22 protein-coding genes are annotated in these 17,660 nt (G+C 53.6%); 13 read left to right on the top strand and 9 right to left on the bottom strand.

Annotated features, from left to right (window positions below):
- From DWZ03_RS15605 to DWZ03_RS15550, 12 genes are all read left to right on the top strand, one after another.
- A complete protein-coding gene (locus DWZ03_RS15605) occupies positions 1-327 on the top strand; it encodes a DUF4133 domain-containing protein (RefSeq protein WP_005636934.1) in 327 nt (108 codons plus the stop codon).
- Positions 324-2,858, top strand: a complete 2,535-nt coding sequence (locus DWZ03_RS15600) for a TraG family conjugative transposon ATPase (protein WP_117678138.1) — start codon at positions 324-326, stop codon at positions 2,856-2,858. The genes DWZ03_RS15605 and DWZ03_RS15600 overlap by 4 nt, the downstream gene beginning before the upstream one ends.
- Positions 2,855-3,211 (top strand): DUF3876 domain-containing protein, encoded by a 357-nt coding sequence (locus DWZ03_RS15595; protein WP_005636939.1) that lies wholly within the window; start codon positions 2,855-2,857, stop codon positions 3,209-3,211. Before DWZ03_RS15600 ends, DWZ03_RS15595 begins: the two co-directional genes overlap by 4 nt.
- Entirely contained in the window at positions 3,208-3,837 is a 630-nt protein-coding gene (locus DWZ03_RS15590) for a DUF4141 domain-containing protein (RefSeq protein ID WP_005656895.1), read from the top strand. The genes DWZ03_RS15595 and DWZ03_RS15590 overlap by 4 nt, the downstream gene beginning before the upstream one ends.
- A gap of 2 nt (positions 3,838-3,839) precedes the next feature.
- Positions 3,840-4,853 carry a conjugative transposon protein TraJ gene (gene traJ / locus DWZ03_RS15585; RefSeq protein ID WP_008778744.1) on the top strand — a complete coding sequence of 338 codons (1,014 nt, stop codon included), beginning with the start codon at positions 3,840-3,842 and terminating at the stop codon, positions 4,851-4,853.
- Positions 4,854-5,022: 169 nt separating this feature from the next.
- Positions 5,023-5,646: a conjugative transposon protein TraK gene (gene traK, locus DWZ03_RS15580; RefSeq protein WP_005636947.1), complete on the top strand. Its 624-nt coding sequence runs from the start codon at positions 5,023-5,025 to the stop codon at positions 5,644-5,646.
- Positions 5,643-5,942: a TraL conjugative transposon family protein gene (locus DWZ03_RS15575; protein WP_005656892.1), complete on the top strand. Its 300-nt coding sequence runs from the start codon at positions 5,643-5,645 to the stop codon at positions 5,940-5,942. The genes traK and DWZ03_RS15575 overlap by 4 nt, the downstream gene beginning before the upstream one ends.
- Complete coding sequence (gene traM / locus DWZ03_RS15570; RefSeq protein ID WP_117678139.1) at positions 5,893-7,200, top strand: conjugative transposon protein TraM; 1,308 nt, start codon at positions 5,893-5,895, stop codon at positions 7,198-7,200. Before DWZ03_RS15575 ends, traM begins: the two co-directional genes overlap by 50 nt.
- 49 nt (positions 7,201-7,249) lie before the next feature.
- On the top strand, positions 7,250-8,164 hold the full coding sequence (gene traN / locus DWZ03_RS15565; RefSeq protein ID WP_117678140.1) for a conjugative transposon protein TraN: 915 nt from the start codon (positions 7,250-7,252) through the stop codon (positions 8,162-8,164).
- Positions 8,161-8,748 (top strand): conjugal transfer protein TraO, encoded by a 588-nt coding sequence (locus DWZ03_RS15560; RefSeq protein WP_117678141.1) that lies wholly within the window; start codon positions 8,161-8,163, stop codon positions 8,746-8,748. Before traN ends, DWZ03_RS15560 begins: the two co-directional genes overlap by 4 nt.
- A 21-nt stretch (positions 8,749-8,769) precedes the next feature.
- Positions 8,770-9,231: a DUF3872 domain-containing protein gene (locus DWZ03_RS15555; RefSeq protein WP_005828717.1), complete on the top strand. Its 462-nt coding sequence runs from the start codon at positions 8,770-8,772 to the stop codon at positions 9,229-9,231.
- Entirely contained in the window at positions 9,228-9,707 is a 480-nt protein-coding gene (locus DWZ03_RS15550; protein ID WP_117678142.1) for a glycoside hydrolase family protein, read from the top strand. Before DWZ03_RS15555 ends, DWZ03_RS15550 begins: the two co-directional genes overlap by 4 nt.
- A 68-nt stretch (positions 9,708-9,775) precedes the next feature.
- Here DWZ03_RS15550 and DWZ03_RS15545 read toward each other — a convergent pair whose 3' ends face one another.
- The 7 genes from DWZ03_RS15545 to DWZ03_RS15510 form a co-directional block, all read right to left on the bottom strand.
- A complete protein-coding gene (locus DWZ03_RS15545; protein ID WP_005828713.1) occupies positions 9,776-10,930 on the bottom strand; it encodes a hypothetical protein in 1,155 nt (384 codons plus the stop codon).
- A 28-nt stretch (positions 10,931-10,958) separates the two neighbouring features.
- Positions 10,959-11,840, bottom strand: a complete 882-nt coding sequence (locus DWZ03_RS15540) for a hypothetical protein (protein WP_005828711.1) — start codon at positions 11,838-11,840, stop codon at positions 10,959-10,961.
- Between the two features lie 12 nt (positions 11,841-11,852).
- Positions 11,853-13,088 (bottom strand): hypothetical protein, encoded by a 1,236-nt coding sequence (locus DWZ03_RS15535; protein ID WP_117678143.1) that lies wholly within the window; start codon positions 13,086-13,088, stop codon positions 11,853-11,855.
- Positions 13,089-13,120: 32 nt separating this feature from the next.
- Positions 13,121-13,861, bottom strand: coding sequence for an N-6 DNA methylase (locus DWZ03_RS15530; RefSeq protein WP_007851225.1), 741 nt, complete (start codon positions 13,859-13,861; stop codon positions 13,121-13,123).
- Positions 13,848-14,669: a DUF4121 family protein gene (locus DWZ03_RS15525; RefSeq protein ID WP_005636601.1), complete on the bottom strand. Its 822-nt coding sequence runs from the start codon at positions 14,667-14,669 to the stop codon at positions 13,848-13,850. Before DWZ03_RS15525 ends, DWZ03_RS15530 begins: the two co-directional genes overlap by 14 nt.
- On the bottom strand, positions 14,656-14,934 hold the full coding sequence (locus tag DWZ03_RS15520; RefSeq protein WP_005636603.1) for a hypothetical protein: 279 nt from the start codon (positions 14,932-14,934) through the stop codon (positions 14,656-14,658). The genes DWZ03_RS15525 and DWZ03_RS15520 overlap by 14 nt, the downstream gene beginning before the upstream one ends.
- A 281-nt stretch (positions 14,935-15,215) precedes the next feature.
- Positions 15,216-15,506 (bottom strand): DUF4120 family protein, encoded by a 291-nt coding sequence (locus DWZ03_RS15510; RefSeq protein WP_005942846.1) that lies wholly within the window; start codon positions 15,504-15,506, stop codon positions 15,216-15,218.
- A gap of 330 nt (positions 15,507-15,836) precedes the next feature.
- Between DWZ03_RS15510 and DWZ03_RS15505 the strand changes: the two genes are divergently transcribed.
- On the top strand, positions 15,837-16,181 hold the full coding sequence (locus DWZ03_RS15505; protein WP_117678144.1) for a hypothetical protein: 345 nt from the start codon (positions 15,837-15,839) through the stop codon (positions 16,179-16,181).
- A gap of 58 nt (positions 16,182-16,239) precedes the next feature.
- Here the strand turns inward: DWZ03_RS15505 and DWZ03_RS15500 are convergent, their stop codons facing one another.
- Together DWZ03_RS15500 and DWZ03_RS15495 are read right to left on the bottom strand one after the other, a co-directional pair.
- Complete coding sequence (locus DWZ03_RS15500; protein ID WP_117884312.1) at positions 16,240-16,950, bottom strand: hypothetical protein; 711 nt, start codon at positions 16,948-16,950, stop codon at positions 16,240-16,242.
- Between the two features lies 1 nt (position 16,951).
- Positions 16,952-17,653, bottom strand: a complete 702-nt coding sequence (locus tag DWZ03_RS15495) for a hypothetical protein (RefSeq protein WP_117884310.1) — start codon at positions 17,651-17,653, stop codon at positions 16,952-16,954.
- Positions 17,654-17,660 lie beyond the last annotated feature (7 nt).

The raw sequence follows: 17,660 nt of genomic DNA, 5'->3' as shown, positions 1-17,660 counted from the left end.
ATGGAGTATCCTGTAAACAAGGGGGCGGGCAATCCCGTCGAGTTCAAGGGGCTCAAGTCACAATACCTGTTCGTCTTCGCGGGCGGTCTGGTGACGGTGCTCCTGGCGGTGGTCATCCTTTACCTGGCAGGCGTGGACCAATGGATATGCATCCCTTTCGGGACCGTATCCGGCGGTCTGCTGGCATGGGCGGTGTTCCGGCTGAACGCCCGCTACGGCGAACACGGTCTTATGAAGCTGCTGGCGGAGAAACGCCATCCGCGCTACCTGATCCACCGCAAGAGAGTTTTCAGATTATTTGCAAAAAGAAAAAAACGACAATCATGAGAAATGTATTGAAAGCGGAAACGCTGGAACGCAAGTTCCCCCTGCTCTCGGTGGAGAACGGCTGCATCGTGAGCAAGGACGCCGACCTGACCGTGGCCTTCGAGGTGGAGCTTCCCGAGCTGTATACGGTGACGGCGGAAGAGTATGAGACCATGCACTCCACCTGGATAAAGGCCGCCAGGGTACTGCCCGAGCACAGCATCGTCTGCAAGCAGGACTGGTTCACGAAGGAGAGCTACCGTCCCCAAAACGGCGGGGAGGAACAGAGCTTCCTCTCGCGCAGCTATGAGCGGCACTTCAACGAGAGGCCGTACCTGAACCACCGCTGTTACCTGTATCTGACAAAGACCACCCGTGAGCGCAACCGCCGGCAAAGCGACTTCAGCACCCTCTGCCGGGGATTCCTGCTGCCCAGGGAGATTACCGACAAGGACATGGCGGCCCGTTTTCTGGAAGCGGTGGAGCAGTTCGAGCATATCGTGAACGACTCCGGCCATATCCGGCTGCGCCGCCTGGAAACGGAGGAGATTACCGGCACGAAGGAACGTCCCGGGCTGGTGGAGAAATACCTCTCCCTCTCGATGGAGGACGAAACCGCCGTGCTGCAGGACATCTGCCTCAAGCCCGGACGGATGCGTATCGGGGACAAGCGGCTCTGCCTGCACACACTTTCGGATACGGAAGACCTGCCGGGCAAGCTCTCCACCGACATGCGCTACGAGCGTATGTCCACCGACAGGAGCGACTGCCGCCTTTCCTTCGCCGCACCCGTGGGGCTGCTGCTCTCCTGCAACCACATCTACTCGCAGTACGTGTTCATCGACAACGCGCAGGAAATCCTGCAGATGATGGAGAAGAACTCGCGCAACATGCTCTCTCTGTCACGGTATAGCCGGAGCAATGCCGTGAACCAGGAATGGACGGAGATGTATCTGGACGAGGCGCATACCAAGGGAGTGCTTCCCGTCAGATGCCACTGCAATGTCATCGCCTGGGCGGAGGATGCGGAGGAGTTCCGCCGTATCAGGAACGACACGGGCAGCCAGCTTGCCATGATGGAATGCACCCCCCGTTACAACACCGTCGACACCCCGGTGCTTTACTGGGCGGGCATTCCGGGCAATGCGGGCGACTTTCCTGCCGAAGAGTCATTCTATACGTTCCTGGAGCAGGCGGTCTGCCTCTTTGCCGGGGAGACCAATTACAGAAGTTCTCCCAGTCCGTTCGGCATCCGCATGGCGGACCGGCAGAACGGCATTCCGGTGCACGTGGACATTTCCGATCTTCCGATGAAGCGCGGCATCATCACCAACCGCAACAAATTTATCCTGGGACCAAGCGGCAGCGGCAAGTCCTTTTTCACCAACCATCTGGTGCGCAACTATTACGAGCAGGGAGCGCATATCCTGCTGGTGGACACGGGCAACAGCTATCAGGGGTTGTGCCGGATGATCCACGACCGCACACGCGGCGGGGACGGCATCTACATCACGTATGAGGAGGACAATCCGATATCCTTCAACCCGTTCTACACCGATTCCGGACAGTTCGATGTGGAAAAGCGCGAGAGCATCAAGACTCTGATACTGACCTTGTGGAAACGGGAGGACGAGGCACCGAAACGTTCGGAAGAGGTGGCGCTCTCGGGAGCGGTGAACGCCTATATCCGTAAAATTACCGGGAATCGGGAGGCAAGGCCGGACTTCAACGGCTTCTACGAGTTCGTGGACGGTGACTACCGCCGGATGATAGCGGAAAAGAAGGTACGCGAGAAGGATTTCGACATCGACGGCTTCCTGAACGTGCTGGAGCCTTTCTACAAGGGTGGCGACTACGACTTCCTGCTGAACTCCGACAGGGAACTGGACCTGACAAACAGGCGGTTCATCGTGTTCGAGCTGGACAACATCAGCGGCAACAAGGTGCTGCTGCCTGTGGTGACGCTGATCATCATGGAGACCTTCATCGCCAAGATGCGCCGCCTGAAAGGAATCCGCAAGGTAATATTGATAGAGGAATGTTGGAAAGCCCTTATGTCCGCCAACATGAGCGGCTATATCCAATATTTGTTCAAGACCGTCCGGAAATATTTCGGTGAGGCCGTTGTGGTGACCCAGGAGGTGGACGACATCATCAGCTCCCCGATTGTGAAGGAGGCCATCATCAACAACTCCGACTGCAAGATCCTTCTGGACCAGCGGAAATACATGAACAAGTTCGAGCATATCCAGCGGCTGCTCGGCCTGACGGAGAAAGAGAAAAGCCAGATACTCTCCATCAACCAGGCGAACCATCCCGGACGTTTTTACCGTGAAGTCTGGATAGGGCTTGGCGGCACCCGTTCGGCGGTCTATGCTACGGAAGTGAGCGCGGAAGAGTATTTCACGTTCACGACGGAAGAGTCCGAGAAACTGGAAGTGCAACGGCTTGCCGAGGAGCTGGACGGCAACCTGGAACTTGCCATCCGCCGGATGGCAGAGAGAAAACGAGAGGAACAAAGACAAGTATCAACCCCAAAAAGAGAACAATGAGAAACAAATCCCTTATGAGACTGGCGGTGTGCCTGATCGGTATGGCCGCCATGGTATTGCAAGGCTGCTCGGAGAGCGGCACCGACCGTGACAAGCTCTGCGGCTCGTGGAGCAGCGTGGAAGGCAAGCCGGACGTGCTAGTATATAAGGAAGGGGAAGCCTACAAGGTGACGGTGTTCGCCCGCAGCGGAAAGATGCGCCGTCTCAGGCCTCAGACCTACCTGCTGGTTGAGGAGAACGGGAACCTGTTCATCAACACGGGGCACCGCATCGACATCTCCTACAACGAGGCCGCCGACGTGCTGACCTTCTCCCCGAACGGTGACTATGTGCGGAAGGAGGAACGCCCATGAAAGCGAAGTCACTCCTGATCGGAACGGTACTCGCCCTGTGCGGCACCGGCGCCAATGCCCAGTGGGTGGTGACCGATCCCGGCAACCTTGCCCAAAGCATCATCAACATGTCGGACAACATCGCCCATACCTCGAAAACGGCGGTCAATACGGCCGACAGCTTTGCGGAGACGGTGAAGATTTACGAGCAGGCCAAGAAGTATTACGACCAGTTAAAGGCGGTGAACGACCTGATACAGGACGCCCGCAAGGTGCGCGACATCATCCTGATGGTGGGCGACGTGTCCGACATCTATGTAACGAACTTCGGCAAGATGATGAACGACGGGAACTTCTCGCCCCGCGAGCTGGACGCCATCGCCTTCGGCTACACCCGCCTGCTGGAGGAGAGCAACGGCGTGCTGCAGGATCTCAGGCAGGTCATCAACGTGAGCACGCTCTCCATGACCGACAAGGACCGCATGGACGTGGTGGACCGCTGCTACTATGAGATGCGCCGTTACCGCAACCTGGTGAGCTATTACACGAACAAGAACATCGCCGTGAGCTATCTCCGTGCCAGAAAGAAGAACGACCTGGACCGGGTGATGCGGCTTTACGGGAATGAAACCTCCAAATACTGGTAGCCATGATGCCGTTGTCGATAGATTTTGCCAACCTGCATACCATACTGGCGACCCTGTATGACGATATGCAGCCCCTTTGCAAGGACATGATGGACGTGGGAAAGGGACTTGCCGGGCTGGGTGCCCTGTTCTATGTCGCCGTCCGCGTGTGGCAGTCGATGGCCCGTGCCGAACCGATAGATGTCTATCCCCTGCTGCGTCCCTTCGCCATCGGCATCTGCATCCTGCTTTTCCCCACGCTGGTGCTCGGCACGCTGAACACCGTGCTCAGCCCGATAGTACAGGGTACGCACAAGATGCTTGAGGGGCAGACGCTGGATATGGAACAGTACAGGGCGCAGAAGGAGGAACTGGAAAGGGAGGCCATGCTGCGCAATCCCGAAACCGCCTACCTGGTGAGCGACGAGGAATTCGACCGTCAGCTGGACGAGCTGGGCTGGTCAACCATAGATACCGCCTCCCGCCTGGGCATGTACGTGGAGGTGGGGATGTACAATCTGGAGAAGAAAATCCGTGACGCCTTCCGCAGCCTGCTGGAACTGATATTCGCGGCGGCATCGCTGCTGATAGACACCGTGAGGACCTTTTTTCTTGTCGTGCTCTCCATACTGGGACCGGTGGCGTTCGCCTTCAGCGTATGGGACGGTTTCCAGTCCACGCTCGGGCAGTGGTTCACGAGGTACATATCCGTTTATCTCTGGCTTCCGGTCAGCGACCTGTTCAGCACCCTGCTCGCCAAACTCCAGGTGCTGATGCTCCAAAATGACATTCTGGAATTACAGAACAACCCCGACTACTCGATAGACAACTCAAATAGCGTCTATATCATATTCATGCTGATAGGGATTATCGGGTACTTCACCGTCCCGACGGTGGCGGGCTGGATCGTACAGGCGGGCGGAGCCGGAAACTTCAGCCGTAACCTGAACCGCACGGCCACGAAAGCGGGCGGTTTCGCTGCCGGGGCGGGCGGTGCCGTACTGGGGAATATCGGGGGAAGGCTGCGGGGCAAATAGGCTCTATGGCAACCCGTTTCCGTGAGTCGGGCAACTCAAAATGACAAGTCGGGCAACTCACGGTTCTGAGTCGGGCAACTTGGATTACCGGGTTGGGCGACTTGTCGGAAGGAGCCGCCCGGTCATACCGGAAACATTTATTTATTCATTCAAACCAATCATTCGCTAAATGGAATTCAAGTCATTGACCAACATTGAGAGCAGCTTCAGGCGTATCCGGTTGATGCTGGCTGTCTTTACCGGCTGCTGTGCGCTCATTACCGGCTATGCGTTGTGGAGCTCGTACCGTTTCGCCGAGAAGCAACGGGAAAAGATCTATGTGCTGGATAAGGGCAAGTCGCTGATGCTCGCCCTCTCGCAGGATCTTTCACAGAACCGCCCCGCCGAGGCGCGGGAACACGTCCGGCGTTTTCACGAACTGTTCTTCTCGCTCTCCCCGCAGAAGGACGCGATCGAGCACAATATAGGCCGTGCCCTGCAACTGGCGGACAAGAGCGCCTATCACTACTATGTGGACTTTGCCGAAAAGGGATATTACAACCGGCTGATTTCGGGCAACATCAACCAGGTGGTACACGTGGACAGCGTGGTGTGCGACTTTGCCGCCTATCCCTACAAGGCGCGTACATACGCCCGGCAGCTGATCATCCGTGAGAGCAACGTGACCGAGCGAAGCCTTGTCACCTCCTGTTCGCTCCAGAATACGGGGCGTTCGGACGACAATCCCAACGGGTTCATCATCGAGCAGTTCACCATACTGGAGAACAGGGATATAAGGAGTGTGGAACGATGAGAGGGAAACCTGCCGTCTTAAAACGTGCGGACAGCCGTATCCGGCTGTTCTGCCGCCGGCTGACCGGGAAGCAGCGCATTGTCTTGACAAGTGTCGTCTCGCTTCTGTTCACGGCAGCCTGTCTGTACTCGGTTGTCTCTTCCGTGTCCCGTTTGGGGGAACGGAAGGGCGACATGAAAACCGGGCATATCCGGCCCGTCATGTTACGGCCGGAAACAACAACCATTCATTCAAACATCCAGAAACATGAAAATGGACTTTCAGAAAATCAGGGAACGGCTGGGGCTGTCGAGTGACAAGCCGCTGACTCCCGAAGAGAAGCGCCGACGCGCGAGGTATATTGTCTATCCGCTCTTCTGCCTGCTGTGCGCCGGATTCCTCCTGCTGGTATTCAGCCCGTCGGAAAAGGAGAAGGCGGAAAAGGAAAAGGGCAAGGGATTCAACGTGGAGATGCCCTCGCCGAAAGATTCGGAAATGGAGGGCGACAAGGTAAGCGCCTACGAGCAGGAAGCACTGGCGAAAAAGGAAAAATGGCGCAGGGGAACCTTCCAGGAGATGTCCGAGCTGCTCAACAAGGACAGTCAGGATACTGCCGGCCTTACCGCAGGAAAAGCCAACACGGAACTTCCGCCGGAACCGGAAACGGGGAAATCCCCCGGCTCCGTCCATTCCTCCGCGGAAGCCTACCGGAATATGAACCGCTCGCTGGGTGCTGTATATACCCGGAATGAAAACCAACAAAATGCCGATCTGCTCCGCCGTATAGAGGAACTGGAAAAAGAAAAGAGACCGGCGGAAGGACAACCGGAAGGACAGACCCTGGAAGAAAAGATGGCACTGCTGGAAAAGTCTTACGAGCTGGCCGCCCGGTACAACGGGAAGCAGCCGGATGCCCCGGCTGCCGTGAATGGCCGGAGCGACCGGAAAGACAGGACAGCCGTCCGCCCGGTGAAACAGGTACAGAATCAGGTGGTGTCATCGCTTGCACAACCTATGGGCAATGAGGATTTCATCGCCGAATTTGCGGGAGAGAGGAATACCGGTTTCCACACCCCTATAGGCAGGACACTCCCTTCCGGCAGGAATACCATCGCCGCCTGTGTACACGGTACGCAGACCGTATCGGACGGGCAGGTGTTGCGCATCCGGTTGCTGGAGCCGATGGCGGTGGACGACCGGCTCATTCCCCAAGGGACGGTATTGACCGGCGGTACACGCATCCAGGGGGAGCGGATGGACATACTTGTAGAAACGGTGGAATACAAGGGCACGCTGTTTCCGGTGGAACTGGAGGTATATGATGCCGACGGACAGCAGGGAATCCTCGTGCCGAACTCGATGGAGTATGATGCGGCGCGTGAGATAGCCGCGGGTATGGGCACCTCAATGGGGAGCAGCATCAACATTTCGACGGATGCCGGGGCGCAGATTGCCTCGGACGTGGGCAAGGGGGTAATACAGGGCGTGTCGCAATATGTGGAAAAGAAAATGCGTGCGGTGAAAATCACCCTGAAAGCCGGACACCGGCTGTTGCTGCACTCTCCCGAAAAATGAAAAGAGAAAAGAAACCAACCATTTATTCACCAACCAATCAAGAACGCACATGAAGAAGATTCTGATGATGTTTGCCCTGATTATGGGCGCAGTGGCTGCATACGCGCAGCAAGGCAGCGGGGATTATTACGAGGGATTGAGCCGCAAGATCGGCTTCAGCCAAATGATTCCCCCGCATGGTCTGGAAATCACGTATGACAAGACCGTACATATAATTTTCCCCTCTCCCGTAAGATACGTGGATTTGGGTTCCCCCAACCTGATAGCGGGCAAGGCGGACGGTGCGGAAAACGTCATCCGTGTGAAGGCGACCCGGAAACATTTCCGCAATGAAACCAATATGAGCGTGATAACCGAGGACGGCAACTTTTACACATTCAACGTCAAGTATGCCGACGAGCCGTTGCTGCTGAACGTGGAGATGTGCGACTTCATCCATGACGGGGAGTCGGTTAACCGTCCGAACAATGCGATGGAAATCTACTTGCAGGAACTCGCCGGGGAGTCGCCCCGTCTGGTACGGCTGATCATGAAATCCGTGTATGGGCAGGACAAACGCAAGGTCAAGCACATCGGCAGCAAGCGGTTCGGGGTTCAATACCTGCTCAAGGGGCTTTACGCACACGGCGAGCTGCTCTATTTCCATACCGAGGTGAAGAACGCCACGCACGTGCCTTTCGATGTGGACTTCGTAACTTTCAAGATTGTAGACAAGAAAATCGTGAAGCGTACCGCCATGCAGGAGCAGGTCATCTATCCGCTGCGTGCCTTCAACTATGTGACCCGTGTGGACGGGAAGAAGAACGAGCGGACGGTGTTCGCCCTGCCCAAGTTCACCATCCCCGACGGCAAGAAGCTGGTCGTGGAGATGTACGAGAAACAGGGTGGCCGCCATCAGTCGTTTGAGGTGGAGAACGAAGACCTTGTACGCGCCGAGACTGTCAATGAACTGAAAGTAAGATGAGTGCCATGAAAAGAAACTTCATCTTCATTATCCTCCTGCTTGCCCTCTTTACGGGGCAGGCGGAAGCCCAGCGCCGGCTGCCGGGGATGAAAGCCGTCCGCTTTACCGCTGAAATGGCCGACGGCTTTTACAGCCGGGCAGACCGCCATGATGCGGGCTACGCCTTTTCGCTGGCTGTTGCCACTTACACAAAGAAAGGGAACCAGTGGGTGTTTGGCTGTGAGATGCTACAACGTAATAACCCTTACCGGAACACGTATGTCCCACTGTCGCAATATACAGGGGAAGGCGGTTATTATCATACAATCCTTTCCACATCCGGCAAGTCTTTCTTTCTGAACCTCGGCGCTTCCGCCTTGCTGGGCTACGAGGCCGTGAACAACGGAAACCGCCTGTTGGATGACGGAGCTTCCTTGCGCAAGTATGAGTCCTTCATCTATGGAGGCGCGGTGACACTGGAAGCGGAGGGATACCTGTCGGACAGGATAGCCCTGCTGATACGCCTGCGTGAACGTTTTGTATGGGGTGGCGCTTCCGGCCGCTGCCATTTCCAGTATGGAGCCGGAGTCAAATACATTTTCTAACCTTAAAAAGAACATATACCCATGAAAAGAAGAATCCTTGATTTTATGATGACAGCCTGTTGCATGGTATTTTCCTTTCTTGCCCTTGTCGCTTGTGACAATGAGCTGGATATCAGACAAGAATACCCGTTCACGGTGGAGTCCATGCCGGTGGCGGACGAAATCGTAAACGGTGAGACGGTGGAAATCCGTCTGGAAATCAAGCCGGAAGGAAACTTTTCCGGAACTGTCTATACGCTGAGGTATTTCCAGCCCGACGGAAAGGGCAGTCTGAAGATGGAGGACGGAACGGTACTGAAACCCAATGATCGTTATTTGCTGAACGAATGGAAATTCCGTCTTTACTATACCTCGCAGAGCGGCAAGGAATCACAGACCATAGACCTCTATTTTGAAGACAATTGGGGAAATCTGCAACAGTTGACATATGATTTCAATGGAAAGGATGCGGAGGAGGAAGACAATAATACGGAGGCCGCATGAAAAGAATACCGGTTATTATGATTTTTCTGTCACTTGTTCTGTATGGCAAGGCGGAAAATCCCCCGTCTGACAAGGATAAGGCGGTAGCCTGCATCAAGCGGTGGGAAGGCTGGCACCGGGGGAAAATGCCTTACATCGGTTACGGACACCGCCTGCTCCCCCATGAGAAGCTGACCGAGAACCTGAGTGAGGCACAGGCGGACTCACTTTTGAGATGCGACCTTGAACGGTGCCTGAACGTATTCCGTAAATATGGAAAAGACTCGCTTCTTTTAAGTCTGTTAGGCTTTAATGTAGGCTGTTACCGTCTGATCGGAAACGGCAAGATACCTAAAAGCAGACTGATTCAGAAACTGGACGATGGTAACCGGAATATTTACAGGGAATATATATCGTTCCGCTGTTATCGGGGGAAAGTCATTCCAGGCATAGAGAGAAGAAGAAAAGAGGAGTTTGAACTGTTCTATATGCCGTAGATTGAAATTATGCAAAGCCGTGAACGGACGCTTGCCATCGCCGTTCACGGCTTTAGTCTTAGCCACTCTTAATTTACCTTTACCCGGTTCATCAGCTGCCCCGATATTTCATGCAGTTCCCGGCAGCGTTCCGGCTGCTGTTCCCTTGCAAAGGCGGTGATTCCCTGTGTCAGTTTCCAGAGCGTGGCCCCGCCTGTCACTCCGTCGTCAGGATTGTTGTTCATCAGCAGTTTTTCCACCTCGCGTCCTTCGTTTTTCAACAAGGCTCCTTTCTGCACCAGATTCTTCAGTTCCTTGTCGAAATCCACGTCTATTTCCGATGCTCCTTGAATTTCGATGGCCTTCTGCATGATGGTGTCTTTGCTGTACAGTCCTTTGGTCAGGTCGGAAACAGCCGATACGGTGGTCTGCGTGTCCAGTTCGTAGGTCTTTTGGGAGAGGGACAGGGATTCCGGCAATCGGCCTCCAAGGTGTATCTGCCGCATGACGGACTCCCTGACCATCCCGTTCAGGCACGCCCCGTTGAGCAGGAACGACCGCATATCGACCGATCCGTTGCCATAGTCGGATGTGGAGAAGCGTGCTCCTGCGAAGATGATGACCGTTCCGTTCTTACGGGTGGGTATCTCTATCGGAGTGGGCAGGATTGTCTCACACCATACTTTCGTGTCGTTCATATAGGCATCGGACACGACCGCCCCCTGTCCTCCCGCCTCACGGATGAAAGCGGTCAGGATATCCACCGAGTTCAGCCGACGGTAGGAGTCTGACAATACGCCCCGGACTTCCATTCCTACCGCCCGTATCAGTACCCGTGTACGCTCGGTCCATCCCGAATGCTCGTTCAGGATGGTGGCGCACAACTGTTTCTGCCAAACATCTCCGGCGGAAAGCTCGCGCAGGTATTTGGCGGGAATGCCCATCTTCTCCGAAATCTGGCTTATGGCGTTGCCGTGTAGGTTGAAGTTCCCTTCGGGCATTGCCATCTGTACCCTTCCTTCCGCTTTGAAAGAGATAACGGGGCGTTCCTTGCTACGTTGGCTTACCCCGATGGGAGCGATGAAATCCTGCGCGATCCGTCCCTCACTGAGCAGACGGTTGATGGTGTCCATGACATCCCCCTGCCTGCCTTCTATCATTCGCCGTACCTTGTTGATGACTACCTGGTTGAGTCCCTGCTGTTTCTGTACCGGTGCAGTGGCCGGCATGACTGTTGCTTCCATATTTCTTGTTTTTAAAGTCGTTGATAAATTACAATTTGTTCTTATGGCTTGTCCTGCTTGTTTTAGTAAATTCAGATCTGTACTCTTCTGACAGACGGATATAATCCTTTTCGCTATATCCGGCCGTTCCGAACAGTTCATAATATCCGGGGAAGGGTTTTCTTTCCGTTTCCGGTATATGCGTGCTGGTTTCCTTATGGCAACAGATGATGTGCCGGACAAACCGGTAGCACTTGCAAAGATCCGCCAGGATGGTGTACTCGTTGTCCGTATGAGGTTCATAATATCCGCAGGAGAGATTGACGCAGGATACTTCCAGCCCGTTCCTTTTCAATGCCGCCACATCCGTAGCCAGCCCCTGTGCAGGCTTGTAACCGTACCTCCGGGGATCTACCGCTGAAATGAACTCATTGGAGCAGAGCCTCATTCCGTTGATTTGTGTCACCATGTCCCCGTTCCCTTTCCGGTCGCACTGGATGACGAAACGGCAGTCGGAAAAGAAGGACATGTCGGCATGGCCGCTGCCTATGCATCCTATCTCCTCCTGTACGAAGAAGGCGCATTTCACCGCCTTGAAATCCTCCAGGCATTTCAGGCAGATCCAGATGCCGTTCTTGTCATCCGCGCCGATTCCGGCCATCCGTTTACGCTTGCGGTCATAGCCGACAATCATCGAGTCCGCCACAAGATGGGCCGCATAGGTGCCTGTCTTGCGCCGGTGTACCTCGTCCATGTGCGCCACGACACAGGGGTAGCTTTTCCGGTTGCCTTTGACCGCGTAGATGTTTCCGTGCCGGTCTTGCCGGAAAGGAATCCCCATCCGCCTGAGTTCCCCGATGATGAACCCGGCCATCTTCCCCTCCTTGCCGGAGGGGGAGGAGATGTTGTAAAGAGCCATTAATTTTTCCATGATACTGACTTTTTAGGAGATGAACAACTTTTCGATTTGCAGGTACCGTCTGAACTCCGGTACGGGACGTCCCTTCTTGAAGAGGAAGGACGGATATTTCTTTCCCTTGTATTCCGCGGACGTGCCTTTCAGTACTTTTCCGAATACGGTGGATATATAGAACATGTCCTGACAATTCTTGCAGAATGCCGTATCCGGAAAGGAATGTATCTTTCCGCATTTGGGACATACATATTTTCTCCTGTTTGCGCGCCCTTCCGTGCTCCGGCAGGTGGCTATGCTCGTGTCGCCCTCCGTATTTCTCAGTTCCAGGTTACCGTCCGTCAGATGGAGGCTGTAGAACGTGTCGAGGTAAGGCACCCCTTTCTTGTGCCACCTGCAGGCGGGCACTTTCACCGTCAATGAGACCTGTATATTGTCTCCGGCCGCCCATTCCTGCCCCTCAATGGGATTCAGTACGGTGAAATCCGTTGTATGTGTATAATCGTTGTATCTGCGTCGCAACAGGATGCCCGCCTCCTGCGCCTGCTTGCGGATCAGTTCGGCGACGAATGCGTGTGAGGAATAGATGCGGTCCAGCAGGGAGGCGGCAATCGGTGTGTTTATTGATTTCCACAATGTTACCTCGTTCCATACGACAGCCCGTCCGAGTATGTTGTTGCTCTCGTCCCTTGCCACAAGGATTTTAGCGCCGGCGAAGTTGGTATAGAAGTCAGCGGCGTTGCGTGCCTTGTCCTCATACCGCATACAGGAACTGTGCAGGCTGGATGTGTCACTGTCGGAGATGGGGCTGTAGTTGCTTTCCAGATAGGCTTCCATGAAGTCGTTCATGCTTTCATGCAGCCTGACCGTGACTTTGCTGTCCAATGAGAGGGCGCTACAGAAATAATTGATTTCGTCGGGTGAGTACTTGGGCAGGTTCCTGAACAGTTCCACAAACGTGGAGGGTTCCAGGTCTGTCCGGTTCTCCGGGAACCAGGGTGCCTGCGGGTTGTTCCGGTCCGGGAAACTGGGATGGGCCAGATCCTTGCTGCAGGCCGTGAACACGATCCGGATTTTCTTGAACGTGCCTGCTTCCGTCCGCTTGCGCTTGGTGGAGAAGCAGTTGTAAGTACCGCGTATGATCTCTTCCACCGGTACGTTCTTTTTTACTTCCGAAAGGATGTCTTTGGCTATCACACTTCCGTTTTCCGCCGCATGCACCAGGCGGGATTTCAATTCATTGCTAACATTCAGTTTCATAATCATTCGTTTTATTGTTTATAAATTCTGCCATGTTTTTATGGCAATTGTTTCTTGTCCGGCTGCATTTGGCGCAATTTCTCTTTCCGCTTTCTGAGCAGGTCAACGGACATGTTCCTGCTTGTCCGATATTCCTCCTCGCTCATCCGGCGAATGGAAGGAATGCCCGTCTGGGTCAGTGTATGGTTTACCATCCAACCGTCCATGAAGTTTTCGGGGCAGAGGCTGTCATGGTGGATGACTTCCCCCACGCAGCCGTGAATGAGCATATTGCATATGGTCATCAGGCAACAGGTACGGTTGACATCTTCCGCGACAAGATAATTACCCAGGTGGCGTACATGATATGCCAGCAGGAGACGCCCACTTCCGCAGGTAGGGTCGTTTATCCTCTGCCCGGTCTTTTTTTCGTCCGTTTCCGTACACATTACCATCAGGTCGCAGATATGTACGGGAGTGAAGAACTGCCCTTGCGCCTGTTGTCCCTTTCTGGAACTGAGCGCCATGAAAAGGTCTCCTAACGCGTCATACCAGGATGCGGCCTCCAGCTGCTTCTGCATGAGCCGCACCCATTCCGCAAACATTTTCATGAATGCGGCATTCTGCTGCCGCTTGTACCTCCAGTCTTTCAGCGGAGGAGCGCCCGGTGAGAATCCGTGTATGACGTAACGCAGGAAATCTGTGAACACGTTCATCGGATCGTACCCGTTCAAGCCTGCAAACTCACAGATTGTCTTTTCAAGTGGCCGGACTTCTGGGGATGTCTCATAGCGTGTCATATTGTTCTGTTTTTTTATAGAAGGTTACTGTATGTCCGTTATGGTCTGTCCGTATCTTGACGGGGGAGACGCCAAGGAAAAAGAGGTGCGTTTCCGCTTTCAGCATGTTCCATTCCCATGTGGGAAGTTCCTTCCATTCCATACGGTATGCCCAGAGTATGAACAGACCGGGACGGAATCCGTTGAAAAGTTCTCCGTGCAGAATCCCGACCAGCCGCTCCAGTTCTTCCCGCGAGTAAAGGGTGAATGACTCATTCCGATAGATAAAGGCATCAGCCGGTTCAATATCCGGCTGACACTCGATGATGTATCTCGTCCATTCTTTTGTGGTGTACTTTCCGTACAGAGGATCGGGTTCCGTGTATTTCCATGCCCTGACGAATGTGTGGAAGAGGACGGCACCGTTCCTGTGCCTTCCGGTATGCCCCCACATCCGGAACTGTTTGCTGCGTATGCCATCGGGAAGCAGCAATTCCGGACCGGTTATAACCCAAGGACCTCCTTCCGTATTGTAACCGGTACACTTTTCATTTTCATGGCAGAAAGGTGTCTGTGGGAGAAGGCAAATATGGACTTCCCGGTCATCGCCCCTTTCAATGTGTGCCTGCGGATAATAGTCACCGCCACGGGTAGTATAAGTGACGACATCCCCTGCGGTCGGTAAACTGACTCTTTCCCTGTCCTCCCGCATCCTTGAAATCAGCCGGTTCACCTTCTCCACGTCGCACTCCTTTATGGAACAGGCACACCCTTCATGCCTGTTGAGCAGAGTCAGACTTTCCAAATCATAAAAATTACCGTACTTCATATTGAGATCGTTTTTGTTGGTACAATTTGACCTGGCGGGCAACCATATCACAGAACTTCTGTCCGTTCTCCTTCTCGCTTCTGAAATAGGCAATCATGTCCCAGAGATTCTGATTGAAGTAGCCGGTCCATTTTTCGTAGCAGTGACTTCCATAGACCTTTCCGAACGTTTCTTCGAAAAGTGCAGGAGTCAGCCCTTCATCTCCGTGGTGGTTGTATTGCCACAGGGAGACAAGCAGCAGCCGGTTATAATCCAGTGTTTCCATATCCGTTCTTTTTTAAGTAAAACATCGGCCTACATGGGTAGGCATTTTTATTTCTTGGTGTCTTTCCGGCCTGTTTGCCGGGGATTGCGGCAAGGCTTGGCGAAAGAAAATACCGGAGCGAAGCGAGGATGATTTTCTTTCAGCCAACCCAGCCCCTGAAAGGGGCCGCCTTGCGCAATCAGCCTGGCAAACGGCTATCTTTACAGCAAGAAATGAAAAAGCAGACCTCGGATTCTCTGTTCTGAAGTCTGCTTTTCGGTCATTGTCGAGTCTCATGTTTTTCAGGTATGTATCTGCCATCCGTGGAACGGCTGCAATGTTACGGCAAACGATCTGTCAGGTATTCCATGATAGAGCAGACCTCCCACGATACCTGTCCTTCCGTCGGGATAGCGCTGTGTAAAGCCGAACGAGTACGGGGCATGGTCGTAGTAGAGTGAGATTTCACAGGGACAGTCAGGGTTTTCTTCCCAGCTTTTCAACCGTTCCAGACATTTTTGGAGCGAGGTGTCACCGATGGATTCGGCATAGCGCCTTACATTCTCGAAATGTTCTTCATTCAGGATTTTCATGACTTTTGTATTTTTATCTGTTAAACACGTCCGGCTCCGGGAGCCGGTATTTTTATTTCTCGCCTGCCTGACAGTCCCGTGGCCGTACCCGCAAGGTTTGGCGAAAGAAAATACCGCAGCGAAGCGAGGATGATTTTCTTTCAGCCAACCCCGCAGGGGCCTGACCTTGTACGGGTACACAGGACACGGGACTACCTTTGCAGGGTGGGAAATAAAATATGCGGTTGTTCCTTGTTGCGGGATCTTGTATGGCTTCCGGAGATAATCTTCCTGATTTGTTCGCCATTGCCGGACAAATGGTGTATCTTTGCAGTTTCTAATTTCAGGATCATGGAAAACTATATAAAGAAAGCGGCGGATGCTTTCCTTGTGGAGCGTCCGTATGGTATGCGTGTGGATTACAGGAAGAAAGGGTTCGTGCTGTTTAACCGTAACCTGAACGTATTGGGTAATGCGGAGCATGCCCGTCTGGAAGAACTGCCTCTGGAGCGGTTCAATGTGGAGGAGATTCCGTTGGATGGTGAAATTGTGGAGGAACATGCGGGATTTACCGATGTATTCTTCTATACCAATCTGACCAATCCCTATGCCGGATATGCGCTGAATTTGCAAAAACTGAAAGCCTATAATCAGTTTATGTTTCCGCTGGCAATGGTGCTGAACCGTGAATTGTGAGGCCGGAAGATGGCAGCGGTAACAGCCGGATGGAGCAGGCCGTTACCGCCAGTTTTTATTATTTGCCCTCTCTTGTTGCTATAAATGCAAGATAATCGCCCGCAGCCTTATGGCATCCGGTAAAGTCCGGTGTCCGGCAGCCTTTGATTTTCCGGAAACTGACGGTGCCGTTTCTGTCAATGCCTCTTACATGCCTGTTGAATGTCCCTTTGGTTCTGATATGGATGTCAAAACCGTCCCTTCCGGTGATTTCAAGGAACATTCCTCCCGTGATTCGTTCCCCGTCCAGAAATTTCTGTTTCTGCTCATCGAGCAGCCGCTGGTGTTGCTCTTCCCGCGCTCTGCGCTCTTCCGCCTCTTTCTCCTCCTGTTCCCTGCGTTTCTGCTCCTGCCTCCTTTTGTATGCCTCACGGGCTTGCACCAGGGGGGTGGTGTCAAGTCCGAGAGTCTCGAACACGCGGACGGAGATCAACCTGACAAAGGCTCCTCTTTCCGCGCCCTGAAGCGTATCCGCGATCCAGTTCCTGCAATAGGCGGCAGTTTCGTCCCTGCGGTTTTCTCCGTTGAGGAACCGGCGTGAATACTGCCCGCTGGAGAAATAAACGTTTTCAATCCGGCAGACCACATGGAAACAGTCATCGTCCTCATTCCCATATTCGTTCTTTCTAGACAGGGAGAGATATACATTCTCGGCGTACGGCTCCAGTTCCATATAAGGAGCCACGACGGTATTCCCGTCAGACCTGTACTTGAATACTTTTGCTTTCATACTATCGTTCAGTTTGTCGGTTGTTGCATATTTCATCTATAATCTCTTTCCCGCTTCTTTCACCCTTCAGGAAGGCAAGAAAGCGCCTCAAAAAGAGCCGGGCACAGTCAGTTCCCAGCTGGGAGCTTTTACCGTCTTTGGTAGCGCATACCGCAAAACGCCCCAGTCCGAAACTGTCCTGTTGCGGTACGATGTGGTAAGACAAGTCCTCGCTTGCGTTGATGTGCAACCCACGACGGAAAACATAGAAAGTTTTCGGGATTCTTCTGTCGGTATCGATTTCCATACGTTTGTAACCGTGATGTTCCAATAACCGGACCAGTTCCCTGTTTGTCGGAATTGTATGTCCGATCCAGTCCGGCCAGCTTATATTTTCTATTGTGTGTCCGTAATTGTCATATAATATGTCGAACTGTTCCTGGTATTCATCGTAAAATTCCCCGTTCCCGTTGCACATTTTCTCCAAAGCGATGCCGTTTTTACGGACAAGGGCAAGGTCTCCCAGTCCGCACGCGATTTCATTGAGCAGCGTGCGTTCCTCATCCCTGTCCTTTGCCGTTCCGTAAATTCTAAGCCGGGAATACCGGTGTAGCGCCGAACGGGACGGCATATCCAGTTTTTCCCATATCCCATCGTTTCCTATAGCCTGTCTGGTGTTTTCCGGAAGTCCGTACCACCACTTGTCCAAATTGTTTGTATCCATAATTTCT

This window comes from Bacteroides sp. AF29-11, from assembly GCF_003602895.1.
In the GTDB taxonomy this organism is placed as follows: domain Bacteria; phylum Bacteroidota; class Bacteroidia; order Bacteroidales; family Bacteroidaceae; genus Bacteroides; species Bacteroides uniformis.
The sequence above is the reverse complement of the archived record's forward strand: the minus strand, read 5'-3'. Positions and strand labels throughout refer to the sequence as shown.